This window comes from Pseudoalteromonas sp. 20-MNA-CIBAN-0454 (assembly GCF_040308685.1).
In the GTDB taxonomy this organism is placed as follows: Bacteria; Pseudomonadota; Gammaproteobacteria; order Enterobacterales; family Alteromonadaceae; genus Pseudoalteromonas; species Pseudoalteromonas nigrifaciens.
In genome coordinates, this window is the sequence record NZ_JBEOOB010000004.1 from 92,350 (window position 1) to 114,274 (window position 21,925).

The 21,925-nt window shown below is 40.5% G+C and carries 17 protein-coding genes; 7 read left to right on the forward strand and 10 right to left on the reverse strand.

What is annotated here, in order from left to right:
* Positions 1–4: 4 nt before the first annotated feature.
* Positions 5–268 carry a DUF4212 domain-containing protein gene (locus tag AAEZ22_RS03100; protein WP_011327286.1) on the reverse strand — a complete coding sequence of 88 codons (264 nt, stop codon included), beginning with the start codon at positions 266–268 and terminating at the stop codon, positions 5–7.
* Between the two features lie 402 nt (positions 269–670).
* On the opposite strand from AAEZ22_RS03100, the gene AAEZ22_RS03105 reads away from it, so the two are divergent.
* Positions 671–4,111, forward strand: a complete 3,441-nt coding sequence (locus AAEZ22_RS03105; protein ID WP_352296108.1) for a PAS domain-containing hybrid sensor histidine kinase/response regulator — start codon at positions 671–673, stop codon at positions 4,109–4,111.
* Positions 4,112–4,174: 63 nt separating this feature from the next.
* On the opposite strand, the gene AAEZ22_RS03110 is transcribed toward AAEZ22_RS03105, so the two are convergent.
* Together AAEZ22_RS03110 and AAEZ22_RS03115 are read right to left on the reverse strand one after the other, a co-directional pair.
* Complete coding sequence (locus AAEZ22_RS03110) at positions 4,175–6,820, reverse strand: DUF2339 domain-containing protein (RefSeq protein WP_352296111.1); 2,646 nt, start codon at positions 6,818–6,820, stop codon at positions 4,175–4,177.
* Between the two features lie 40 nt (positions 6,821–6,860).
* Positions 6,861–7,445, reverse strand: a complete 585-nt coding sequence (locus AAEZ22_RS03115; RefSeq protein WP_011327283.1) for a YqaA family protein — start codon at positions 7,443–7,445, stop codon at positions 6,861–6,863.
* A gap of 197 nt (positions 7,446–7,642) precedes the next feature.
* Here AAEZ22_RS03115 and AAEZ22_RS03120 point away from each other — a divergent pair, with 197 nt between their 5' ends.
* On the forward strand, positions 7,643–8,893 hold the full coding sequence (locus tag AAEZ22_RS03120) for a TMEM143 family protein (RefSeq protein WP_352296115.1): 1,251 nt from the start codon (positions 7,643–7,645) through the stop codon (positions 8,891–8,893).
* Between the two features lie 83 nt (positions 8,894–8,976).
* Here AAEZ22_RS03120 and AAEZ22_RS03125 read toward each other — a convergent pair whose 3' ends face one another.
* From AAEZ22_RS03125 to AAEZ22_RS03140, 4 genes are all read right to left on the reverse strand, one after another.
* Complete coding sequence (locus AAEZ22_RS03125) at positions 8,977–12,123, reverse strand: efflux RND transporter permease subunit (protein WP_352296118.1); 3,147 nt, start codon at positions 12,121–12,123, stop codon at positions 8,977–8,979.
* An 8-nt stretch (positions 12,124–12,131) separates the two neighbouring features.
* Positions 12,132–13,379 (reverse strand): efflux RND transporter periplasmic adaptor subunit, encoded by a 1,248-nt coding sequence (locus AAEZ22_RS03130; RefSeq protein WP_352296121.1) that lies wholly within the window; start codon positions 13,377–13,379, stop codon positions 12,132–12,134.
* Positions 13,376–14,641, reverse strand: a complete 1,266-nt coding sequence (locus tag AAEZ22_RS03135) for a TolC family protein (protein ID WP_041454652.1) — start codon at positions 14,639–14,641, stop codon at positions 13,376–13,378. The genes AAEZ22_RS03130 and AAEZ22_RS03135 overlap by 4 nt, the downstream gene beginning before the upstream one ends.
* Before the next feature lie 165 nt (positions 14,642–14,806).
* Positions 14,807–15,127 carry a hypothetical protein gene (locus tag AAEZ22_RS03140; protein WP_011327276.1) on the reverse strand — a complete coding sequence of 107 codons (321 nt, stop codon included), beginning with the start codon at positions 15,125–15,127 and terminating at the stop codon, positions 14,807–14,809.
* 97 nt (positions 15,128–15,224) lie between these two features.
* Here AAEZ22_RS03140 and AAEZ22_RS03145 point away from each other — a divergent pair, with 97 nt between their 5' ends.
* Entirely contained in the window at positions 15,225–15,611 is a 387-nt protein-coding gene (locus tag AAEZ22_RS03145; protein ID WP_352296125.1) for a Cd(II)/Pb(II)-responsive transcriptional regulator, read from the forward strand.
* Between the two features lie 59 nt (positions 15,612–15,670).
* On the opposite strand, the gene AAEZ22_RS03150 is transcribed toward AAEZ22_RS03145, so the two are convergent.
* Positions 15,671–16,816 (reverse strand): iron-containing alcohol dehydrogenase, encoded by a 1,146-nt coding sequence (locus tag AAEZ22_RS03150; RefSeq protein WP_011327274.1) that lies wholly within the window; start codon positions 16,814–16,816, stop codon positions 15,671–15,673.
* Between the two features lie 184 nt (positions 16,817–17,000).
* Here AAEZ22_RS03150 and AAEZ22_RS03155 point away from each other — a divergent pair, with 184 nt between their 5' ends.
* The gene (locus AAEZ22_RS03155; protein WP_041454651.1) at positions 17,001–17,885 is read left to right on the forward strand and encodes an AraC family transcriptional regulator; all 885 of its coding nucleotides are present in this window, start codon (positions 17,001–17,003) and stop codon (positions 17,883–17,885) included.
* 8 nt (positions 17,886–17,893) lie between these two features.
* On the opposite strand, the gene AAEZ22_RS03160 is transcribed toward AAEZ22_RS03155, so the two are convergent.
* Complete coding sequence (locus AAEZ22_RS03160) at positions 17,894–18,694, reverse strand: hypothetical protein (protein ID WP_352296128.1); 801 nt, start codon at positions 18,692–18,694, stop codon at positions 17,894–17,896.
* A 313-nt stretch (positions 18,695–19,007) separates the two neighbouring features.
* On the opposite strand from AAEZ22_RS03160, the gene AAEZ22_RS03165 reads away from it, so the two are divergent.
* A complete protein-coding gene (locus AAEZ22_RS03165; protein WP_352296131.1) occupies positions 19,008–20,111 on the forward strand; it encodes a polysaccharide lyase family 7 protein in 1,104 nt (367 codons plus the stop codon).
* A gap of 373 nt (positions 20,112–20,484) precedes the next feature.
* Here the strand turns inward: AAEZ22_RS03165 and AAEZ22_RS03170 are convergent, their stop codons facing one another.
* A complete protein-coding gene (locus tag AAEZ22_RS03170) occupies positions 20,485–20,904 on the reverse strand; it encodes a VOC family protein (RefSeq protein WP_011327270.1) in 420 nt (139 codons plus the stop codon).
* Between the two features lie 259 nt (positions 20,905–21,163).
* Here AAEZ22_RS03170 and AAEZ22_RS03175 point away from each other — a divergent pair, with 259 nt between their 5' ends.
* Both AAEZ22_RS03175 and AAEZ22_RS03180 read left to right on the forward strand, forming a co-directional pair.
* Positions 21,164–21,529 carry a hypothetical protein gene (locus tag AAEZ22_RS03175; protein ID WP_176359692.1) on the forward strand — a complete coding sequence of 122 codons (366 nt, stop codon included), beginning with the start codon at positions 21,164–21,166 and terminating at the stop codon, positions 21,527–21,529.
* Positions 21,529–21,924, forward strand: a complete 396-nt coding sequence (locus AAEZ22_RS03180) for a hypothetical protein (protein ID WP_011327268.1) — start codon at positions 21,529–21,531, stop codon at positions 21,922–21,924. The genes AAEZ22_RS03175 and AAEZ22_RS03180 overlap by 1 nt, the downstream gene beginning before the upstream one ends.
* Position 21,925 lies beyond the last annotated feature (1 nt).

Below are 21,925 nucleotides of genomic sequence, written 5' to 3' on the forward strand. Positions count from 1 at the left end.
GCTCCTATTCGTCTACGCCATATTTTTTATCTAACGTATTCATTTTGACTACGTACACAAAAATCAAAGCCACAAAGGTATAAATTGAACCTTGCTGGGAGAACCAGAAGCCAAGTTTAAACCCAAAAAAACGTACTTCATTAAGTACATCAACCAGTAATATGCCAAAACCAAATGACACGACAAACCACACTGCTAATAATTTAAATAACAGTGAAATATTTTCCGCCCAATAAGCTTTTGCTTGTTCTTCATCTTTAAAAGCCATTTTTATTTTCCCCTTTAAGCATCACTAAAAAGTAATGAGTGGTTTATTTTTCATCTACCAATTTAGCAACGCAATGCAAATATTGAATTGCGACCATAGTCGTAACAGCCTGTTAACCTTTAAGTAAAAAATCAGCATTTAGCAGATATTAAAATTAAAAATCATTATTTTTCAGTTATTTAAAAAATTAATTAGAGAATGTTTGTTAATATTTTGCAAGAATTTAGATTGCATGCGACATTAGTCTTATACTGTATTGCTATAATTTAATGTTTATAAATAGTATTTAAAAACAACAACTTAAACTTAAAAATAAATATCGCACCCACACTTAATTCAAGCTCTGGTATTGTGTATAGTCCATGCTAGTTGAGTGCATATTCAAAAAGGTTTAATAAATACATGACTGCCGTACTAATTTTTGTTGCTTTGAGCTATATAGGGGTGCTGTTTTGGCTCGCAAGTTGGGGCGATAAAACCACGCCTTTGGCTAAGCGTATTAGTCACCACCCTTTTGTGTATGCATTTTCACTGGGTATTTATTGTACATCTTGGACCTACTACGGCTCGGTAGGAACTGCAGCCACAAGCAGTTGGAGTTTTTTGCCAATATTACTAGGCCCCGCATTATTATTTTTTTTCGGCCAAGGCTTTTTACGTAAATTAGTTTTAGTGAGTAAAAAGCAAAATATTACTACCATTGCCGACTTTATTTCTGCCCGTTATGGCAAGCGCCAAACCACCGCTATTATGGTGACTTTAATCGCGCTACTAGCGACTATTCCGTATATTGCGCTGCAATTAAAAGCGCTCAGTTCGAGCTTTTTACTGCTGCAAACAAGTAATAAAATATCTGGAGATATAGTCGCCCTGTCGGCAACTTTAATTATGGCGTTATTTGCGATATTTTTTGGCACTCGAAAAGTTGATGTCACTGAATATCGCTCAGGGCTAATGCTTGCTGTAGCGTTTGAATCTCTCATAAAATTAATTGCACTCATGGCGGTGGCTGGGCTGGCTGTGTATTCTTTATTTAACTTACCTGAGTCTTATGCTAATCAAGTAGACGAGCCTTTGTGGACACACTGGGCCGACTTTGACTTTTTTAGTTTTAACTTTATTGGCCAGTCATTAATGGCTGCGGCGGCTATTATTTGCCTACCGCGTCAGTTTCATGTAACCGTGGTCGACAATCAAGACAAGCGTCATTTATTTACCGCGCGCTGGGCGTTTCCACTGTACTTATTACTTACCGCTGCAATGATTTTTCCAATAGCAACTGCCGCTATTCACCCAGAAATAGGCCGTAGCTTTTCACCCGACAGCTTTGTTTTAGCCCTGCCAATGCTGCACTATAATGCCTTTTTAACCACCTTCGTTTTTATTGGTGGCTTGTCGGCTGCCACTGCTATGATAGTGGTAGCAACACTCACTTTAAGTACTATGATTTCAAACGATGTAGTACTGCCCCTAATACTGCGTCGCAAATTTAAACGCAACTTAATAACCACCAGCTATAGATCGAGAATACTATTAGTACGACGCTTTGCTATTGCCGGTATTTTAACCTTGGCTTATTTTTATCAGCATTGGTTTGGTCACGGAAGTGCATTAGCAAGCATGGGCTTGGTGGCATTTTCGTTAGTAACCCAATTATTACCCGCTATTGTAGGTGGTTTATATTGGCGAAAAGGCCATGCTTATGGCGTTTATGCGGGCTTACTTGCAGGCTTTATATGCTGGGTGCTGTTTTTAATGCTGCCTATTTTAGATGCTGGCAACACGCTAAATAACGAGCTACAACAAACCCTTATGACCCGCGGCACGCTGATTGCGTTATTTGCTAACATAGGTTGTTATATTAGCTTTTCGTTAGGGGCTGAGGAGCGATTAATTGATAAAATTCAGGCTGCTGCATTTGTTAACCCAAAAGATCAGACTATTTTATCAAAGCGTTTAAATAAAGATGTTAAAGCCACAGTATACGACTTTAAAATACTGCTACAGACCTTTTTAGGTATTCAGCGCAGCCAGCAAGTATTAGCCAATTATGCCCTAGCCCATCATTTAAGTGACAACAACGCGCACCCCAAACCTGAGTTTATTGCTTATTGCGAACGTGCGTTAACCGGTGTGCTTGGTGCATCGTCGGCTCAGGCATTAGTGCACACTGTATCGTCTGGTAAGCGCATGGCATTTGAAGAAGTGGTTAACTTTTTTGATGAAACCACCCAAGCACTGCAATTTAACCAAAACTTATTGTTTACCTCGCTTGAAAACTTAAGCCATGGTCTTTCTGTGGTCGACAAAGATTTAAAACTTGTTGCTTGGAATAAACGCTATAGCGAAATGTTTAATTACCCTGAAGGCTTTTTAGAAGTGAGCCAACCGGTAGAAGACATAATACGTTATAACGCAGAGCGTGGTGAATGTGGTCCAGGCGAAATAGAACGCCATGTAGATAAGCGGGTTCGTCATTTAAAAAATGGCACCTCGCATCATTTTATTCGCCACCGCCGCAACGGCCAAGTGTACGAAATGATAGGTAACCCTTTGCCTGATGGCGGCTTTGTTACCAGCTTTTCAGACATAACAACACATATTAATACTCAAAATGCGCTGGAAGAAATTAATATCGATTTAGAAAACCGCATTGAGGCGCGTACTCAAGAAGTACAAACCATTAATAAAGACCTTCAAGCGCAAATAGATAGCCGAGTTCAAACTGAGCAGGCGCTAACTTTAGCTAAACGTGAGGCTGAAAAAGCCAACGACAGTAAAACCCGCTTTTTAGCACTGGCGAGCCACGATATTTTACAGCCATTAAATGCCGCGCGCTTATACCTTGCCGCCATTGACGAAAAGCAGCTCAATAGCACTAATCAAAATAATCTTGATAAACTAGGAGACAGCCTAGACTCTACCGTGCATTTAATGTCGGCTCTGCTCGAAATAGCCAAGTTAGAACAAGGCGCAATGGCGCCTACACCACGCCACTTTTGTATTGACGATATTTTGCAACCGCTTAAAAGCGAGTCGAGTATTTTACTCAGTGTAAAAGGGTTATCGTTCAAAGTGCTTTCTAACCAACAAATAGTGCACAGCGATATTACTTATTTACGACGCATTATCCAAAACCTGCTCTCTAATGCAATTAAGTACACACAAAGCGGTAAAGTTTTAATTGCCTGTAGAAACCGTAAACATAGCCTGCGCATAGAAGTATGGGATACAGGACAAGGGATCAGTGAAGCAGAGCAAGCTAAAATTTTTAATGACTTTTACCGGGTTGAGGCTGGCGACAATAAAGGCATAGGCTTAGGTTTAGGAGTAGTAAAAAGAATGGCTGACTTACTCAGCTTACCGCTTGATGTATGCTCAGTGCCTAATAAAGGCAGCCGCTTTAGTATTGAAGTACCTTATGGTGATGCAAAATTTGTACAGCATAAAAGTATTGCTAATAGTGTAATGGAAAACCGCGCCGCCATTAATATTGTTGCCGTTGACGACGATCCTGCCAATCTAGCTGCCATGGCAAGCTTACTCAACAAATGGCAAGCCAATTACACCTTATTTGATAACGTTGAACAGGTGCTTGCGCACGCTAATGAGCACAGCGCACCCGATGTGATTTTAATGGATTACCAGTTAGGTAATGATTGCGACGGCATAACACTTATAAAAACCCTGAGAGATATTTGGCAACACCAAGTCCCTGCTATCTTAATAACAGCGGTGCGCGATGAAGAGCTTAAACTAGAAACTAAAGCGGCTAATATTCATTACCTAAGTAAGCCTATTAAACCGGGCAAACTAAAAGCGCTGCTAAATCACAGCACTTAAATATTACACCCAGCCTGCTAGTAATAGCGGGCTGGGTTTTCCTTTGCTTTATTTTATAAAGGCTTAAGCCAGATTAGCGCGGCTTCTCAGCTTTTGAAACAACCAGCTCAGCCCCACTAAAGATAACCCTAATCCAATAAACGATATCGCTTTTAGTAAACCTGTTAAGTTTGCCATATCGATTAAAAATACTTTTAAAATAACCGCGGCCAATAAGCCTAAACCTACTTTTTGTATTAGTAGCTGATTTTTAAGATGGCCCACTATAACCGTACTTGCTCCTAGTACCAGCCAAATAATAGAATAGCTGTAAAGCTCAGCGTTACCTACCCCCTTAGATAAGTAAATATACGCCCCTTGCCAATATTGACGAATTAAACTGTTAATTGCCAAGAAGGTAAATGCCCCCGCAATTGCGAGAACTATTGCAATTACCTTAGTATTTATAGCTTTGCTATTTATAGCTTTAAGCAACCTTGCTAACCATAAAGTTAATCCTGCAGGTACTAACCATAATAACAATAACCAGTTAAATATTGGCGTTGCACCAATATCTATTGCACTCAATAACGGATTGTCGTCAACTAAGGTTTTTAGTGCAAACACACCAGCTAAGCCCGCCAATGCAAAGCCGCCAATGCGATACAGTTTTGCTAAACTCCCTGCTATTCGCGCGCGATATAAATACACACAACCTAACCCAAGCCAGTTACAAACCAGTAATACTTGCTCGTAAAAACTCAATGAATCAAATTGTGGATAATGCCCTACTAGCTGATAACTGGTTTCGGTGGTAATAAATAATGCCAAGCAATGCAGCGCTGCACCTTCTAGCCATAACTGCATTTTTGATGTGTTAAAACATCTTGCTGCAACATAAAATAGCACCGTACACAGCGGGTACACCACTATACTCCAGTGCAAACCAAAAATAGTAAGAGCCTCGTAACTTGGTGTCCACGGTGAGAAAGTTAGTCGCAATAATAATGCTGCCACCAGTGCTTTAATAGGCCAATGTGGCATAGGTATGCTGTGGCGTTTGATCAGCAAGCTAATCAATAACACTTGAATAGCCAGCGCTATGGTTAAGCCACTGTCGTTTAATAGCATAGTAATCGCGAGCGTAATATTAGCATTTGCTGCTATCCAGTAGGTAAAACGCTGATACAAACTAGCACTGTGCTGCGCACTTTTTATTAAAACAGCACTACCAACAAGTAATATAACTGCCCAAAGCGGATACGCTGTACTTAACGCTGAATTAGGAATAAGTGCGTATAACGTGGCTATCATTAAAAAGAAACTAAATGCGCCGGTAATATGAAATGCCAAGCGCTTAGGAAACTTACGACCAAAATAAAGGCCATAAGCAGTCAAAGTAAAACCTAGTATTAAACCTAGTCCATATTCTTGTTTAAATATAAACAAGGCATCATCAAAATCAAAAGTTTGCTGGGTACTGACTAAAACGACCAGGGCTATGACTAAACACACAGCTTGCCATAAATCCCAGCGGCTATTTTTTAATACTAAAAACAGCATTAGCACTAAAGTTATTAAGCTAAATATCTGAAACTGCACGTCGAACCTATGCAATAGCATCATCAAAATAAACGGTGCGGTAAACACTAACATTAACGGGTGATCGGGCAGTACATTAATTAAACGCTTTAAGCTGTGCGGGCGAAACTCAATTAGTGTAAACCTTACCCCTAAACGAGGGATAGCTACGAGGCCAATAATACTGGCGACTGCATAAACACCCAGTAACCAAATGGTGCTGCTTTCGAGTAAAACAAAACCCGCTAAGTACCAAAAAACATGCCCAGCCCAGAGTAAATACCACAGCCAAATACGCTGTACTTGGTGCGCCACTATGGCGGCAAATAAACTAACAAAGCCAACATACATAAATAAAGAAAATAAATTAACGCTATTACTACTAACCCAAATAGGCACGCTGTAGGCACCAATAATGCCCAAAACAGCAAGTAAAGGGCCAAACTTAATTGCCATAACGCTTGCACTTAAAGCTATAATCGCCAATAGCACAAATGCAACAGTGGAGCTAAGCATGGCGTAGTTACTGTAAGCAAGTAAGGCTAACGCAAAGCAGGTAATAAAGCCGCCACTAGCAAGGGCTGCCGGAATATAGTTATTAAACCCTTCAAATACAATGCGTTTATAATGTAAATACCCAGCAGCTGCTATTAAACCAAGGCCAAATAGTGCACCTAAACTCAACCGCATAACGGGTGAAAGTAACCCAGCTTCTAAGCTGTATTTTGCTAAAAAAATACCGCCAAACGCAAGCGCTATCGCGCCTATCCAGGTCATCCAGTTTTCTTCAAATCCTGCACGTAATTTATTAAATAATGTATGTAAAACGCTAGGTTTTTTAGGGAAGGTATTTGTTTTAGCTGTTTTAGTAACTGCAGCTTCATTGCCGCTTATAGCCGCAGTTTTTACCTGCGTTGAAACAGTTGCTGGTGTGCTTACTTGGGGTTGTGGTTGCGCTTGTGGTGGCGCTTGCTTACTAGCAAGCGGTACTAATTGCTCTTGTTGCTGGAGTAAACTATTAACTTTAGCCGTTAACTGCACAACTTGTTGCCTTAAACTTTTAAGCTGTGTAAGTGCAATAAACCCGCAAATAGCGCCTGCTATTATCGCTAATATAAATAGCCCTACTAACCCAATCAACTCATCCATGGCATGCTCTTATTATTTTATTTAATATAAATTAGCGGTATTAAATTACCGTCGTTAACCACCATATACCGATTACAAAAACAGTTAAAGTAATCATGGCTTTAGTTTTATGTTTACTAATAAGTTGCTCGGCTTTATTACCGGCGTAATACACAACTACCGCTAAAGCAAAATATCGTATAGCACGCGAAATTGCGCTGGCTAATAAAAATAACCCGAGGGAATATTTAGTCGCCCCCGCTGCCAGCATGGCTATTTGAAATGGAATAGGCACTATGCCTAGCGTTATTACAAACCAGAAGCCTTGATTGTGCATTTGTTGTTTAACATTTTCAAACTGCTCGGGGCTTGAGAAACTATTAATAACCCAATCGCCAACTGCATCAAATAAGTAATAACCCAGCGCATAACCAAATAACGCCCCCACAATACATCCCAAAGTGGCCATTAAAGCAATAAGCCATAATTTTTCACGACGCGCTTGCATTAAGGGTACTAAAACAGCTTCAAGCGGAATAGGTACTATGGTCGACTCTAAAAACGACGCCACGGTAATGCCACTGAGCATATGTTTAGATTCAATAAAATTACGTGTTTTTTGTTTAAGCTTTTTTTGAATCGCCATAGTAAATCCTTTTCACTTATAAATAAGAACAAGAGTATTCAATGAGCTAATAATTACATATTTAGGTTAATACACGCTGAAAACACTGTGCTAAATTTATCAGGTCCTAGGGCGTATTAACAAATTAGTAATATCCATAAGAATATTTTATTATGTGCCCATGCAGTTAGATTCCCTATCACAGTAGTTATTAATTTATGCAAAGTGCGCGTTTTATTCCCTTTAGAAAGCAAGATATTGTTGATATGTGTAGCGAAGAGCTCAATAACAGCACACAACAAACATCGTTTAAACAGTTTTGTGATTTACTAGCTAGCCTTATTCATTACGATTACCACGCAACACTTGAGTCACTTAAAAACAACTACGCCCCTTTTGATCCCAACAGTGACACGCGATCGTTAGCCCCCGTATCGGCGGATCAAAAAGCGCAGTGCCAACATGAGTTTGCTAAAGACTTTGCCAAGGTACTTAACGCCGCTAATTTTGAAGTAATCACCAATGAAGACTTACAAGACGCATTAAACGAAGAATCACTATTTAAGGTGCGCCTTGAAGTTGAATTTGACGACTTTGAAGAAGTGGTATTTTATCGCCGTGGCGAGTCGCAGCTCACTGAAACGATTACCAGCTTTTGGGGTTTGCGTAAAAAACCGCTGCACTTTACTAATTACGATCGTGTTGCGGTGTTTATTCGCTTTAAAGATAGCGCTTATTTTAAAGCTAAAAACAAAACGCCACTGGGATTTGAGCCAAGTTCAACCATAGTAAAGTTGTTTCAAAATGTGCCTAAGGCCGATCTCGAAATGCTATTTCCTAATAGCGAAGTGCGCATGCGCCCTATTGATAAGGTCATTATTGGATCGTCTGCTTTAGTTGGCGGTGCGGTGGTACTTATTACTAAATTGGGCGCATCAATCGTATTATTGCTTGCTCTGTTTGCTTTTTGGGGTGGTTTTAGAAGTGAAGCTGTAGAAATGACCCAACAACACTTTATTACCTTTGCTATCGGTATGGGGGTTTTTGGCAGCTTTATTTTTAAAGAATGGAGTAAGTTTAAAAACCGCAAAATAAAATTTATGAAAGCCCTAAGCGATAACCTCTACTTTAAAAACCTCGATAACAACGCGGGCGTATTTCACACGCTTATTGATGCCGCCGAAGAAGAAGACATAAAAGAAGCCTTGCTGGCGTATACCTTTTTACTAAAATCGGAAAGCGGATTAAGCGCACAAATGCTTGATGAGCAAATAGAGCATTGGTTTAAAAGCAAATACCAGTGCGTTCTTGATTTTGAAATTAGCGACGCGCTTGAAAAGCTGGTACGTATGCGTTTGGTAACGTGTAGTAACGAAATAGAAGGTAATGAAGTGTATAGCGCGCTGAGTTTAGAACATGCAAAAACCATTTTGGATGAGCGCTGGGATAATCTTTTTCAATATAATTAATGTAGTATTTTTACTAAATAATACTCAAAAAGAGCAGCTGTAAATACAGCTGCTCTTTTGATCAAGCTTTAAATAGCGAGTACTTAAGCTAACTCAGCTTCTGCTTTTTTAGTAAATTTAGAATGCACTAACTTATAAAGCGCAGGCAATATTAATAGTGTTAGTAGAGTTGATGAAATAATTCCGCCAACCACAACCGTTGCTAAAGGTTTTTGCACCTCAGAACCCGTCCCCGAATTAAGCGCCATAGGTATAAAGCCTAAACTTGCCACCAGCGCCGTCATCAGTACTGGGCGCAGGCGCTGTAATGCGCCGCTGTGAATTGCATCAAACAAACTTAAACCATCGCTTCGTAACTGCTTAATAAACGACAGCATAACCACGCCGTTTAATACCGCTACACCACTTAGGGCAATAAAGCCGACACCCGCTGAAATTGAAAGCGGCATATCGCGCAGCAATAACGCAAGTACACCACCCGTTAATGCCAGTGGCACACCACTAAATATAATTAACGAATCTCGAAGCGATCCAAAGGCGCTATAAAGTAAGCCAAATATAAGCAGTAAAGTGACCGGCACAACTAATGATAATCGCTTACTTGCCGATTGTAGCTGCTCAAACGTGCCGCCATATTCAAGCCAATAGCCACTTGGTAAGTTAAGTGATTCATTCATGCTCGCTTGCGCATCACTTACAAAGCTTGCTAAATCGCGCCCCTCTACATTGGCAGTTACCACGACGTTGCGCTTACCACTTTCGCGGTTTATTTGATTAGGCCCTTTTTCAATGCTGATTGTCGCTACTTCGCCAAGCGGTACAAATGCAAGTTCTGGGTTGCTATCTTTAGGTAAAGCAACTGGCAAACGGGCAAGTGCTGATACATCGCTCGACCAACGCCTATCAAGGCGCACTAATAACGAAAAGCGTTTATCGCCCTCAAAAATTAGCCCGGTTTGCACACCACCAACAGCGGCGGCAAGTGTTTGTTGAATGTCGTTTACACTTAAGCCTAATAACGCCATGTGGTCGCGCATTGGTGTTACCGAAAGCGTTGGCAACCCTTCCATTTGCTCCAAACGTACATCGGTAGCGCCTGCAATATTACGCATTAAGCCTGTGGCTTTTTCGCCAAACTCTTTAAGTACGCTTAAGTCGTCACCGTAAATACGCAGTGCTACATCGGCGCGCACACCAGCAATTAACTCGTTAAAGCGCATTTCTATTGGTTGTGTGAATTCGTAATTATTACCGGGTACATCGTTAACACGAGTACGAATTTGCTGAACCAACTCTTCTTTAGTGAGTGCTGGATTTGGCCATTGTTTTTGAGGTTTTAACATTAAAAAAGTATCGGCTACGTTTGGCGGCATAGGATCGCTTGCCACGTCAGCAGTACCAATTTTTGAAAAAACGTTAGCGACTTCGGGTTGCTTTAAAATGGCTTGTTCAAGCTCTTTTTGCATTTGTACCGATTGCTCAATACCGGTGCCAGTAATGCGCAGCGCATGCATAGCAATATCGCCCTCATCAAGCTGCGGTAAAAATTCTGCCCCCATATTTTTAACTTTAAAACCAAGCACTAATACTAATGCAGTGGCAATACCCACCATAAGCCACGGTAATTTAAGCGATATACCAAGTAATGGCTTATACACTTTTTTAACGCCGCGCATGACTGCGTTTTCGGTTTCATTAACCTTACCGCGAACAAATACCGCAATAGCAGCAGGTACAAAGGTAACGCCAAATATAAGCGCGCCTATTAATGCAGCAACTACAGTAAACGCCATTGGCTGAAACATTTTGCCTTCAACGCCGCTTAGTGCAAATAAAGGTAAGTAAACCAGCATAATAATAACAATACCAAATACAGCCGGTGTAAATACTTCTTTGGTGGCGGCGGTCACTACATTTAGACGCTCATTTAAGGTAAGTAGCCTGCCATGTTTATGCTGAGCTACACCGAGTTGGCGCAGGCAGTTTTCAACAACAATTACAGCGCCATCAACAATTAAACCAAAGTCGATTGCACCTAAGCTCATTAGGTTACCCGATACGCGATTACCCACCATACCTGTAACGGCAAACAACATACTCAACGGAATAACCATTGCCGTAATAAGCGCGCCCGTTACATTGCCCAGCAGTAATAGCAAAACTACTATCACTAAAACGGCACCTTCAAATAAGTTGGTTTGCACGGTTGCTATGGTTTTATCAACAAGCGTAGTACGGTCGTAAACCGCTTCAACAATAACGCCAGCGGGTAAGCTTTTTTGCACATCAACTAACTTATCAGCCATAGCTTTTGCCACCACGCGGCTGTTTTCGCCAATGAGCATCATGGCGGTGCCGAGCACGGTTTCTTCGCCGTTATAAGTCGCCGCACCGGTTCTAAGCTCTTTACCTAAAAGCACGTTAGCCACATCTTTAATGCGTACAGGTGCGTCGTCGCGCTTAGCAACAACGGTATTGGCTATGTCTTCTAGCGTTTTAAGCTGCCCTGGCGAGCGTACTAAATATTGCCCATCAAAGCGCTCAATATAGCCTGCGCCTCGGTTACTGTTATTAACCTCAAGTGCACTAATCACATCGCTAATAGTAAGCTTATAGGCAATGAGTTTTTCGGGCACTGGCGCTACTTGGTATTGACGCTCAAAACCACCTTGGCTGTTTATTTCGGTTACGCCTTTTACTTTTAAAAGCTGCGGACGAATAACCCAATCTTGCAAAGTACGTAAGTCTTCGGCGTTGTAGGCGGTGCCATCTTCTTTTAACGCATTAGCCGCGGCGTGCACACTATAAGTAAATATTTCGCCTAAACCACTGGCAATAGGGCCCAAGTTTGGCTCTACGTTATTAGGTAAGTCGGAGCGAATACTTTGAATACGCTCACCTATTTGCTGGCGCGCCCAATAAATATCGGTGCCTTCATCAAAAATAACCGTTACTTGCGAAAGCCCATAACGCGAAAGCGAACGGGTATAATCAAGCTTAGGTATGCCCGCCATGGCGGTTTCGACTAAGTAGGTAATGCGTTGCTCTACCTCTAATGGCGTAAACCCCGGCGCTTTGGTATTAATTTGCACTTGTACGTTAGTTATATCGGGTACTGCGTCTACCGCTAAATTTTGAATGTTGTATACACCAAATCCAGCAAATAAAAATGTAAGCGCAAGCACCAGCATGCGGCGTTTAACCGCAAAAGAAACTATCCAATTAATCATGGTGCCTCCTAGTGAGCGTGGCTTGCGCCGCTTTTTAAAATATCGGCTTTAATTACATAACTATTGTCTGTTACGTATTCGCTACCCGCGTTTAAGCCTGTAAGTACTTCTACCCACTCGCTATTTTTTGCACCTAAGGTAACGGGGCGTACTTCAAATACATTATTTTTACGAACAAACACACTTGTTTGACCGTTAAACTCTTGAATAGCGTGTGGCTTAACACGCACGCTGGCATTTATTTTAGCCACACTTACATCGCTATTTATATGCATGCCTGGGCGCCAATGCCCGTCTGGGTTATTAAGCTCTATACGGGCACGCGCTATGTGCCCGCCAGTCATCATTGGGGCTATAAAAAACACTTTACCTTGCGTATTTAAATGATGATGTAAGTCGTACACTTTAGCGCTTTGCCCTATGGCTAGCTTTTCAATGTTTTCGGGAAAAGCCGACAGCTCAACCCATACTTTATCAAGGTTAACTACTTGCATCAGTGCGCTGGTGCTTGCAAGCTCGCCACGCTTTAAGTATTGCTCGGTTACAACGCCGCTAATTGGGCTTTTAATAGCGTAATTTTGCAGTGTTTCGCGGTTGGTTACATTGGCAAGTACTTCGCCTTTTTTAACGTTTTGACCAATGCTTACAAAAATATCGCTGATCAATCCTGTATACGGCGCCATTACTTCTACCGTGCCGTGCTGCGTTGGTGCAATAACGCCAAAAAGCGTATCGGTAATATCCACTTTACCACTTTGCGCTATCTCAGTTTTAATACCTGCGCGCTCAATAGCTCGCTCTGTTAACGTGGTACGGCCTTCGTGTTGCTCGTACTCATAGCTAATACTCTCACCGTTATAATTAGCAGTAACGGCAAGTACAAATGAATGCGGTTCGTTAATTGATTGCGTGCTTACAAGGTAGTCGCCCTCTGTTATGAACTGTATATTTTGCGGCGCTTCAACTAATCGTTTTAAACTCATTGTTATGTTTAAATCACTTATATTAATTGGCTTGCTTTGCTTGTAAGCGTATATACGCAGCTCAACATCACCGGCAAATTCTTGCAGTTTAAGCTCAAGGGTTAATTTAGGATCAACTAATAAAAAACCACCGTGTGGACCTTGCTTTTGCTCGTGTTGTTCTGTTTCTTTATGACCTGACTCGCCATGCTCAGCAGAGGCAAATACATCTGTGCTTAACACGCTGCCAGCAAGTGAAAGTGATACTAATAATGCAATTATATTTTTATTCATGATTGGTAAGTCTCAATTAAAGATTGGCCAGTTAAACGCTCAAGAGTAAGTAGCACTTGGTACAGCTCTGCGTGGGTTGCAATGAGTGCGCGTTTAGAGTCAAAGTGTGCTTGCTGGGCATCGAGCAACTGCAACACCGAAATTTGCCCGCGTTGATAGCTGTTTAAGCTTTGCTCAATCAATGTTTGTGTCTGAGGAATTATTTGCTTATTTAATAACGTGGCTTGATTTGCTATCCCTTGATAATAAGCATACAGAGTACGTACTTGCTGGCGTAACTGAACTCGCAACTGCCCTTGCTGCTGGTTTAAAAGCGCAAGTTCACTTGCTGCTGCAGCAATATTACCGCTATTAGCATTACTGATTTGCAGTGGCATAGAAAACGAAAACAACAATGAGCTAGAGTCATTTTTTTGGTTGTAACGCACACCACCACCTACATTAATATCGCTTTGCCCATTGGCTTTTTGCAGCGCTAAGTTAGCCGTTTGCTGTATATATTGCTGCTGAAGTAAGGCAAATTCAGGTGCTAAATTTACCGCATCTAAAAGCGCTTGCTGTGACTTAAGCGGCGTGATGACGTTAATATTTCCCGCTAAAAAAGCACTACTTTGCTCATCAATCCAAAGCTCATTAAGTAATAAACGCGCGCGCTCAAACTCACTTGTTAGCTTTACTTGCTCAAGCTCTACTTGGCTAAGTGCATAACGCATACGACTTACATCGGCTTGCGATACAGCCCCGGCATTTGCTCTTTGCTCAATTGTTTTGAGCGCCTGTGTTACAACGCTTTTTCGCTCAACATTTAATGCTAATAAGGTTTGAAATTTAAGTGCGCTATAGTAACGCTCTGCGGTGGTAGCTAATAACGCTAAACGAGTATTTTGATACTGTATAGCCTGCGCTTTAATATTTGCAGTAGCAAAACCTACTCTACTTTGGCGTTTATCGCCCAGCTCAATAAGTTGGCTAAGCCCGAGCGTTATTTCAGCGCCTTTTACGCCACGCGCATCATTGGTGCCTAACACGTTTTCAACCGCAACACTAAGCACAGGGTTTGGCGAAAGTGTGGCTTGTGATTTAAGCGCGCTCAATATTTTTTGATGATAGGGGTAGCGTTTTAATATCGGATTTTGTTGCTCGGTATTACTCAGCGCTTGCTTAAGCGTGAGTATATTTTCACTAGCACTAACATTAGCCAGCGCATTAAATACCGGCAGCACGCAAAGTAGTGCCACCAGCATAATTGGTTTTTTATTCATATAGCTTGTCCGTTTTTTAACAAACAGGGTTAACTTACAAAATAATTTAAAATTAAAAATCGCAATGTAAATTTGTAAGCAACCTAAATATGCATATAACACAGCCTATATAGCGTCTAAACGCAGGCAGTAAAATGCACCATATTTTATTAAGGTAAATTAAAACTAGCTAAGTGAAATAGGAGGGCGCGACATAGGTGGATAAATTAATCCACAATAGCGTACAGGTAACGCGGGGTTACTCTGCTCAGGGCTGATTGAATGATTTACTGTACTGTAATAGCCACTATGACAATGTTGGTGGGCATGAATTTCGGCAGAGGCTTGAGCCTCATTTTGGCTACCATCGGCAGTTATATTACTTTGTAACTGCGCGCTGGTTATGTGATCCACGTCTTCTTGTAAATGATACGCAGCACCATCACAGCTAATAAAGCTGTGTACAAGTACTAAAAGTATCACTATTAAAAAACGCTTTGAATGCATTGTCTGCCTACAAACTCTAAAAAGAAGTCCCTTCTAAATACTTGAATATAAAAGGAGTCAGCAGCATAATAAACCTTCTAGTTACTGGAAGGTCAATATGCAAATCAAGCAACTTGCTCACTTAGTTAATATTAATGCAAAAACAATTCGCTATTACGAACAAATAAACCTTATTCCTGCTCCAAAAAGAGAGAGCAACGGCTATAGAACCTACACCCAAGCAGATACAGAGCGTCTTATTTTTATTCGACGCTGTCGCGATTTACAAATTCCAATAGACGATATTAAAACTCTACTTGTTGCGCAATCAGACGGCGATAAATCGTGTGTTGAGGTTGACGATATTATCGAAAACCAATTAATTAAAGTACGAGCGGCACAAAAAGAACTTAAAAAGCTCGAGGTATCGCTTGCCAGCTTATTAACTAACTGCACCGCAAATACTATAAACGACTGCCAAATAATAAAAGAATTAAATAGTTAATACATATAAAAAAACCGCTAACCTGTAAGGCTAGCGGTTTTTATTAATAACACTTTAAATTAAGCGACTGCTTGTTCTAAAATTTCACGACTTTCTTTTAGCGTGATTGCTTGGTTTTCACCAAGGGCAAGCATGCCATGCGCTTCAAGTTTGCCAATAATATTGTCAATCGCTGCTGCTTTATCTTCACCATGTTCAGTAAGCTGCGTAGCTACATCAAGGCTATGGTAAAACGCTTCAATTGCTTGAATTGTTAGCTCTGCTAAATCGTCTGATTGTGCAAGGCCAAATACGTTTTTACCCATTTGCTCAAGTTTTGCTTTTTTAACTGCAAATTGATTGCGTAGTAAAGAAGGCTGAACTATTGCAAGCGAACGTGCATGGTCAACACCGTATGCAGCTGTAAGTTCGTGACCAATCATGTGGGTTGCCCAATCTTGCGATACGCCAGAACCAATCAAACCGTTTAATGCTTGATTCGCTGACCACATAAGATTTGCACGCCATGCGTCATCTTGGTTTTCAAAGTTATCGCCAAGTACTTTAAGTGCTTTAAGCAATGCTTCAGCGTAACCATCTTGTACTAATGCACCTTCAGGGAACGTTAAGTACTGCTCACAGGTATGCACCCATGCGTCTACTAAACCATTTACAAGTTGACGCTGTGGTAATGTTTTCATTACATCAGGGTCCATAATCGCAAATTTAGGTTGTACTGCTGGTGACATAAACGGGAGTTTTTGTTTTGTAGCAGCTTTGCTTACTACTGAGCCTTGGTTAGACTCTGAGCCAGTAGCTGGTAATGTAAGTACTGCACCAATTGGTAATGCGCTAGTTACTTTATGCTTACCAGTAGGAATATCCCAACCTTCGCCATCGTATACTGCTGAAGCTGCAATGTATTTAACGCCGTCAATTACTGAGCCGCCGCCAACACCTAGCACAAAGTCGATGTCTTGTTCTTTACAGATTTTTACTGCTTGATCTAGTACTTCAATTGTTGGGTTAGCGCCAACGCCCGAAAACTCTACCCAATCAAAACCTTCAAGTGCTGCTGCAACTTGGTCGTATACGCCGTTCTTTTTAATTGATCCGCCGCCGTACACAACTAGTACTTTTTGATCTTTTGCGATCAAATCAGTTAGTGAGGCTATTTGTTGTTGGCCAAATTGAATTAGTGTTGGATTTACGTAGCTAAATTTCATTATTTTATCCTAGGGTGACGATTAAATATGGTTCAACTTACTTAGTTACTAACTAAGTAAATTTTCAATGAGTGCATATTACTGGCAAAACAAACATAAAAAAAGCCCAATAACGCGCAAAAGCTTGCCTAAAACTATCAAGATTGTTATTTTACGTAAAAGTCAGCCATGTAAAGATGCTTTTATGTCCACCATTGCCAATATGTTGCAGCAGTACGCAGAACAAAATCAGTTACTCAGTTTTGAAGGCACGATGGAAACCATTATTACTGGGGTTTATTTTCATCGCGCCAGTAAAAGCTCGCCGCGACAGCCGCTTATTTATAACTCTGGGATTATTGTGGTCGGGCAAGGGCATAAAGTAATTCATTTTACAGATCATAAAATACAATATGGTGCGGGGGATTATTTAGTATTGGGCGTTCCTGTACCGCTAGAGTGCGAAGCCTTTACTGATGGCGACTTACCAGTGCTTGGGATTGCTGTTGATATTAACCCTGCGTTATTGCACAAACTCGTTAACCAAATGACTGAGCATAAACAATTTGCTCTGCCACCAACATGCGGGCAAATGAGTGGCGTGCAATCGGCTAAACTCGATAACGCGATGGAGCTGGTAACTAAGCGTTTATTGACCGTGTTAAATAACCCACTTGAAGCACAAGTATTTGGCGAAGATATAGTAAAAGAATTAGTATACCGTGTACTTTGCGGCCCCCAAGGACATACCTTGTTTGGCCTTGCTATGCACGACGGCCACTATGCACGTATAGCGCGCACACTGTCTATTATGCATAGTAATTATGCCAACCCCATCACAGTAGAAGGGTTAGCAGAGGACGTAAATATGAGCATTTCGTCGTTTCATCGCGCCTTTAAACAAGTGACTTTTGAGTCGCCGTTACAATATTTAAAAAAGCTGCGTTTAGCCAAAGCAAAAGCACTTATAACCGCCAGTGGCAGCAAAGCCAACGAAGCCGCATTAAAAGTAGGCTATACCAGCCCATCGCAATTTAGCCGAGAATTTAAACGCCACTTTAATAAAACACCAAAAGAAATGTTACTCTAAGCAAACCGCTAAAGCTGCGTTTTAGCGGTATTAAAAGCAACCGGATTAACATATTTACGGTTTATAAAATGGCTAAAAATAAGCGTAAACAACACCGAGCTAATAGTCGCTACTGTATAAACTTGCCAAATTAAAATATCGTATTTTAATAGCAATGCAATGGCGGCAAAAAATATACACCCACCTAATGAGCCAATAATACCGCCGTTTAGTATTTTAAACGCTGAGTCTTTTTTATCACTGATATACGCTATGCTGCCCATTACCGCTAAAATAACCGGAAAAGTAGAAAGCAACCCACTCCATGCCGAGCCAATATGCTCAGAAATAAAGGTAACCAACATAATAAAACTAGTTACTAACACTATTTTTATTGGCAGCTCCCATTTTGAATTTAAAGGCTTTGCATCTATCGCTACTTTTAATTTTGTAGTAGCAAAAGTTAAAGCCAATAAAGTACTAATAGAGAACAAGCACGCTACAAAAATATTAACCGGTAAAAATAATGTCAGCATGCTAAATAAACACCACACACTCAGCGCTATTAACAACGACTTTGCTAAGCCACACTTATACGAAACCGCCATATACACAAAGCAAAATAAACCAATACCACTCATGCCATATAAAGCGCCCACCGCTGAGTTAGCTGCAAACAGCTTTCCTTGCTCTATAGCAATAAAATATGAAATAGGCCCAGAGGTGATTGGCAGGCCAGGAATAATACCGCTTATAAAACTACCAAACTTTTTTTGCGCGTAAGAAATAAAGAGCAGTAATAGCGGAGCAACCATTAATTTAACTAACATGACTAATAATAAAAGATGAGTAATGGCGCAAATTCTACTCACTTAGTTAATACAGTCAATCAATATTGAGTTGAATTTAAATCATCTCATCAGGGCGTATTTATCTTTTTATGACTAATTTATAGCTACTTTTTAATAACTTAAAATTATTTACTCAATTGAGTAATGAATTGGCATTACAATTAAGCAGCTAAAAAACAAAGGTTGCAATAATTGGTAATATAATAATTGCACTTTGGTATGTTAAGTTGGTTTTAAATACGTTACAGTCATGTGCAACAATGTAAATATTTAACTTTATACCGAGGTACTAATGAATAAAAATAACATTACACATCTTATTAAGCCCGGCGCTTTAATTGCCCTCACTACCTCTTTGGTTATTGGTTGTGTTAGCCAACAACCAAAAAGCACTGAGCAACAAGCTAACCCATTAGTACCCGCCTCTAAATTTGATTTATCTCATTGGAAAATTAATGTACCGGTTGATTTAGATAACGACGGTAAAATTGATGAAATAGATGTTAAAGAAATTCAGACTTACTCACATCCTGATTTTTTCTACCTGGATGAAAAAGGTTACATGGTATTCACCTCGCCAAACAAAGCACTCACCAGTGCCAATTCTACCAATACGCGCAGTGAATTTAGGCAAATGCTCCGCGGAGCAAATACAAAAATAAAAACCAAAAGTCCTAAAAACAATTTTGCTCTTGCTGTACACCCACTATCGGATCGATTTGCCTCTATTGGTGGCAAAATGGAAGCAACGCTAAAAGTAGATCATGTTGCATTACGTGCTACTGATCCAAGTAAAAATGCGGCCTACTCTGTTGTTGTGGGGCAAATTCACGCAGGTAAAGATCAGGCGCTTATTGACACTAAGCTTGGCTATGGCTGGGGCAACGAGCCACTAAAAATATATTATAAAAAGTGGCCTGGACATAAAACGGGATCGGTTTTTTGGAACTACGAGCGTAACTTACCAAAAACAGATCCTAACCGTACTGATATAGCTTATCCTGTTTGGGGTAACACATGGGAAAACCCTAACGAGCCAGGCAATGCTGGTATCGCATTAGGTGAAGAGTTTAGTTACACAGTAAATGTGTATAAAAATGTGATGCACCTAACATTTAGCACAGCAGGCAAAAACGATGTTAGCTACTCTATTAACTTAGGTAATAACGTAGATGCGTATGGCAACGTAGACGAAAAAGATCACCCGCATGGGTATGCAGCTGATTGGCACTACTTTAAAGCCGGGGCGTATAACCAATGTAGTACCAAAAATGCTAAAGGTATTTGGTATCCGGGCTGTTTAGGTACGGGCGACTGGGCTACAGATAAACAAAACGGTGACTATGCACAAGTGAGCTTTAGTAAACTTGTATTAAGCCCCGCTAGTCCACAATAAAGGTAACTAAATTATTACTGCCCCGCTTGTTTGCCTTATTTAATAAAGTAAACAAGCGGGATAAGGGTCTGTTGATCTTTCAAGGTTGAATTTGCAGCAGTATGTTTGGTATTTAGGCAAGGCAGAGCCTATGTGGTGTGGTTATTCCCCATAAATAGGCGATAACGTAGCATTAATGCCAAACATGCGCTGCCCGAAGGGTTCTGCCTAGGGGCGATTGACTCTTTGTTGCTCAGTTTTTACTTATTCTTACATGGATGTAAGCCAGTAGAATAACGCAGGAGCAGTTATCGAGCCCACTAGGTTACAAATCTCGCGCCGTGATTAAATCGCCCCTAGTTTGAACAAATTTAACTGTAAAGGTCAACAGACCCTAACTTTTCTTAAATAAAACCTCGGGGTTAACCATGGTTTTCATTTCGAGTACGTTACCGTTAGGATCTTCTATAAAAAATGTTTCTTGTTCAAACTCATCTCCTATAAAACGGCGATATGGCTTATCTAAATACTCCAAGCCCGCGCTTTCAATACGTTGCTTTAACGCATTAAATTCGTTTTCAGATAAATGAATGCCAAAATGTGGTACGGCAACTGCGCCCATATCAACATCATGACGAACTGTAGGTAGGCGCTCAACACTTTGGTGCAGTGTTAACTCGTTACCCCAAAAATCAATATCTATCCAGCGTCCTTGCTCGCTATTTCCGGTTTTACAGCCAAGCACATCGCAATAAAAAGTTTTAGCTATATTTAAATCACCAGCCGGAATAGCCAGATGTAAACAGTTAGACATAAATTACCCTTGATAATAGCTTTTAATAAATTAAACAGTCAGCATTATACATGCTTTGTAATTTATAGAACATTAACGAGTATATTTTAGCATTTACAGCCCTTACAACTATTAGGCTAATAAAATGATTAAATTCTGACACCTACTATTTTTGGCAATTAGCTATTATTAGTTATGCTATAAAATTCTAGCTTTGAGCTATCAAACATAAAAGTGTTACTTTATTATACGCACGCTATAAGGTACTAATTTGCGCGCTATGATTAAATTTTTATTATTAAAGTCCATCACATTTTTTGCCGGCTGTATGTCGTGCTTTGTAATGCATACAACATTTGCATTACCACTTGTTATATCTGCAGCATTAACCGGGCTAGTTGGCTCGTTTATTCCTTTTCCTAAGCTTTATCAAAACCACCCTTATGCGGCCATATATGCAGGTAGCTTTGCCGGTATGTGCTCAACTAGCTTAATTACTAGCTACTGGGAAGTGGCGATAATCTCAATTATTGGCGCAACGCTGTACACCCTTACCTTAAATGCATTTGCTGGTTTTGGTGGCCGATTAGGCAGCGTAGCCTTTGCAAGTGTTGCTTTGTATTCTTTAGCTAAAGGCTTAGTGTAATGAGTATTGAATATTCTATATTAGCTTTGATAGGCGCTTTTTTAACATTTTATTTAGCCAAGCATAGTCGTTTTGATGGTATTAGAGCTTCTGCGGCCTTATCTATAGTTACTTACTTAATTTTTTACTGGCTTAACCTTGATCCTGAGTTATACAGTGTTGTGTTTTTTGGTGGTACTTTTATTGGTATGAGCGCCCCACACCGCTTTGGCATATATACGCTTGCCAGCTCCGCTGTTATATTTTCGTTATTATTTGAGTACTTAGTACCCATACTCGACGGCTACGGCGGTGCTTTAGGTGTGAGTGCATTTTTGTCGGTATGTATTTGTCACTTATTCATTATATTAGGTGCACCACGCAGTAAAAACATTTCCTTTCGACGTGTTAAATAAG

Bases quoted from the DNA above. Each gene is read 5' to 3' on its own strand.
- AAEZ22_RS03100 (WP_011327286.1), bottom strand. From the start codon at position 268: ATGGCTTTTAAAGATGAAGAACAAGCAAAAGCTTATTGGGCGGAAAAT.
- AAEZ22_RS03105 (WP_352296108.1), top strand. From the start codon at position 671: ATGACTGCCGTACTAATTTTTGTTGCTTTGAGCTATATAGGGGTGCTG.
- AAEZ22_RS03110 (WP_352296111.1), bottom strand. From the start codon at position 6,820: ATGGATGAGTTGATTGGGTTAGTAGGGCTATTTATATTAGCGATAATA.
- AAEZ22_RS03115 (WP_011327283.1), bottom strand. From the start codon at position 7,445: ATGGCGATTCAAAAAAAGCTTAAACAAAAAACACGTAATTTTATTGAA.
- AAEZ22_RS03120 (WP_352296115.1), top strand. From the start codon at position 7,643: ATGCAAAGTGCGCGTTTTATTCCCTTTAGAAAGCAAGATATTGTTGAT.
- AAEZ22_RS03125 (WP_352296118.1), bottom strand. From the start codon at position 12,123: ATGATTAATTGGATAGTTTCTTTTGCGGTTAAACGCCGCATGCTGGTG.
- AAEZ22_RS03130 (WP_352296121.1), bottom strand. From the start codon at position 13,379: ATGAATAAAAATATAATTGCATTATTAGTATCACTTTCACTTGCTGGC.
- AAEZ22_RS03135 (WP_041454652.1), bottom strand. From the start codon at position 14,641: ATGAATAAAAAACCAATTATGCTGGTGGCACTACTTTGCGTGCTGCCG.
- AAEZ22_RS03140 (WP_011327276.1), bottom strand. From the start codon at position 15,127: ATGCATTCAAAGCGTTTTTTAATAGTGATACTTTTAGTACTTGTACAC.
- AAEZ22_RS03145 (WP_352296125.1), top strand. From the start codon at position 15,225: ATGCAAATCAAGCAACTTGCTCACTTAGTTAATATTAATGCAAAAACA.
- AAEZ22_RS03150 (WP_011327274.1), bottom strand. From the start codon at position 16,816: ATGAAATTTAGCTACGTAAATCCAACACTAATTCAATTTGGCCAACAA.
- AAEZ22_RS03155 (WP_041454651.1), top strand. From the start codon at position 17,001: ATGTCCACCATTGCCAATATGTTGCAGCAGTACGCAGAACAAAATCAG.
- AAEZ22_RS03160 (WP_352296128.1), bottom strand. From the start codon at position 18,694: ATGTTAGTTAAATTAATGGTTGCTCCGCTATTACTGCTCTTTATTTCT.
- AAEZ22_RS03165 (WP_352296131.1), top strand. From the start codon at position 19,008: ATGAATAAAAATAACATTACACATCTTATTAAGCCCGGCGCTTTAATT.
- AAEZ22_RS03170 (WP_011327270.1), bottom strand. From the start codon at position 20,904: ATGTCTAACTGTTTACATCTGGCTATTCCGGCTGGTGATTTAAATATA.
- AAEZ22_RS03175 (WP_176359692.1), top strand. From the start codon at position 21,164: ATGATTAAATTTTTATTATTAAAGTCCATCACATTTTTTGCCGGCTGT.
- AAEZ22_RS03180 (WP_011327268.1), top strand. From the start codon at position 21,529: ATGAGTATTGAATATTCTATATTAGCTTTGATAGGCGCTTTTTTAACA.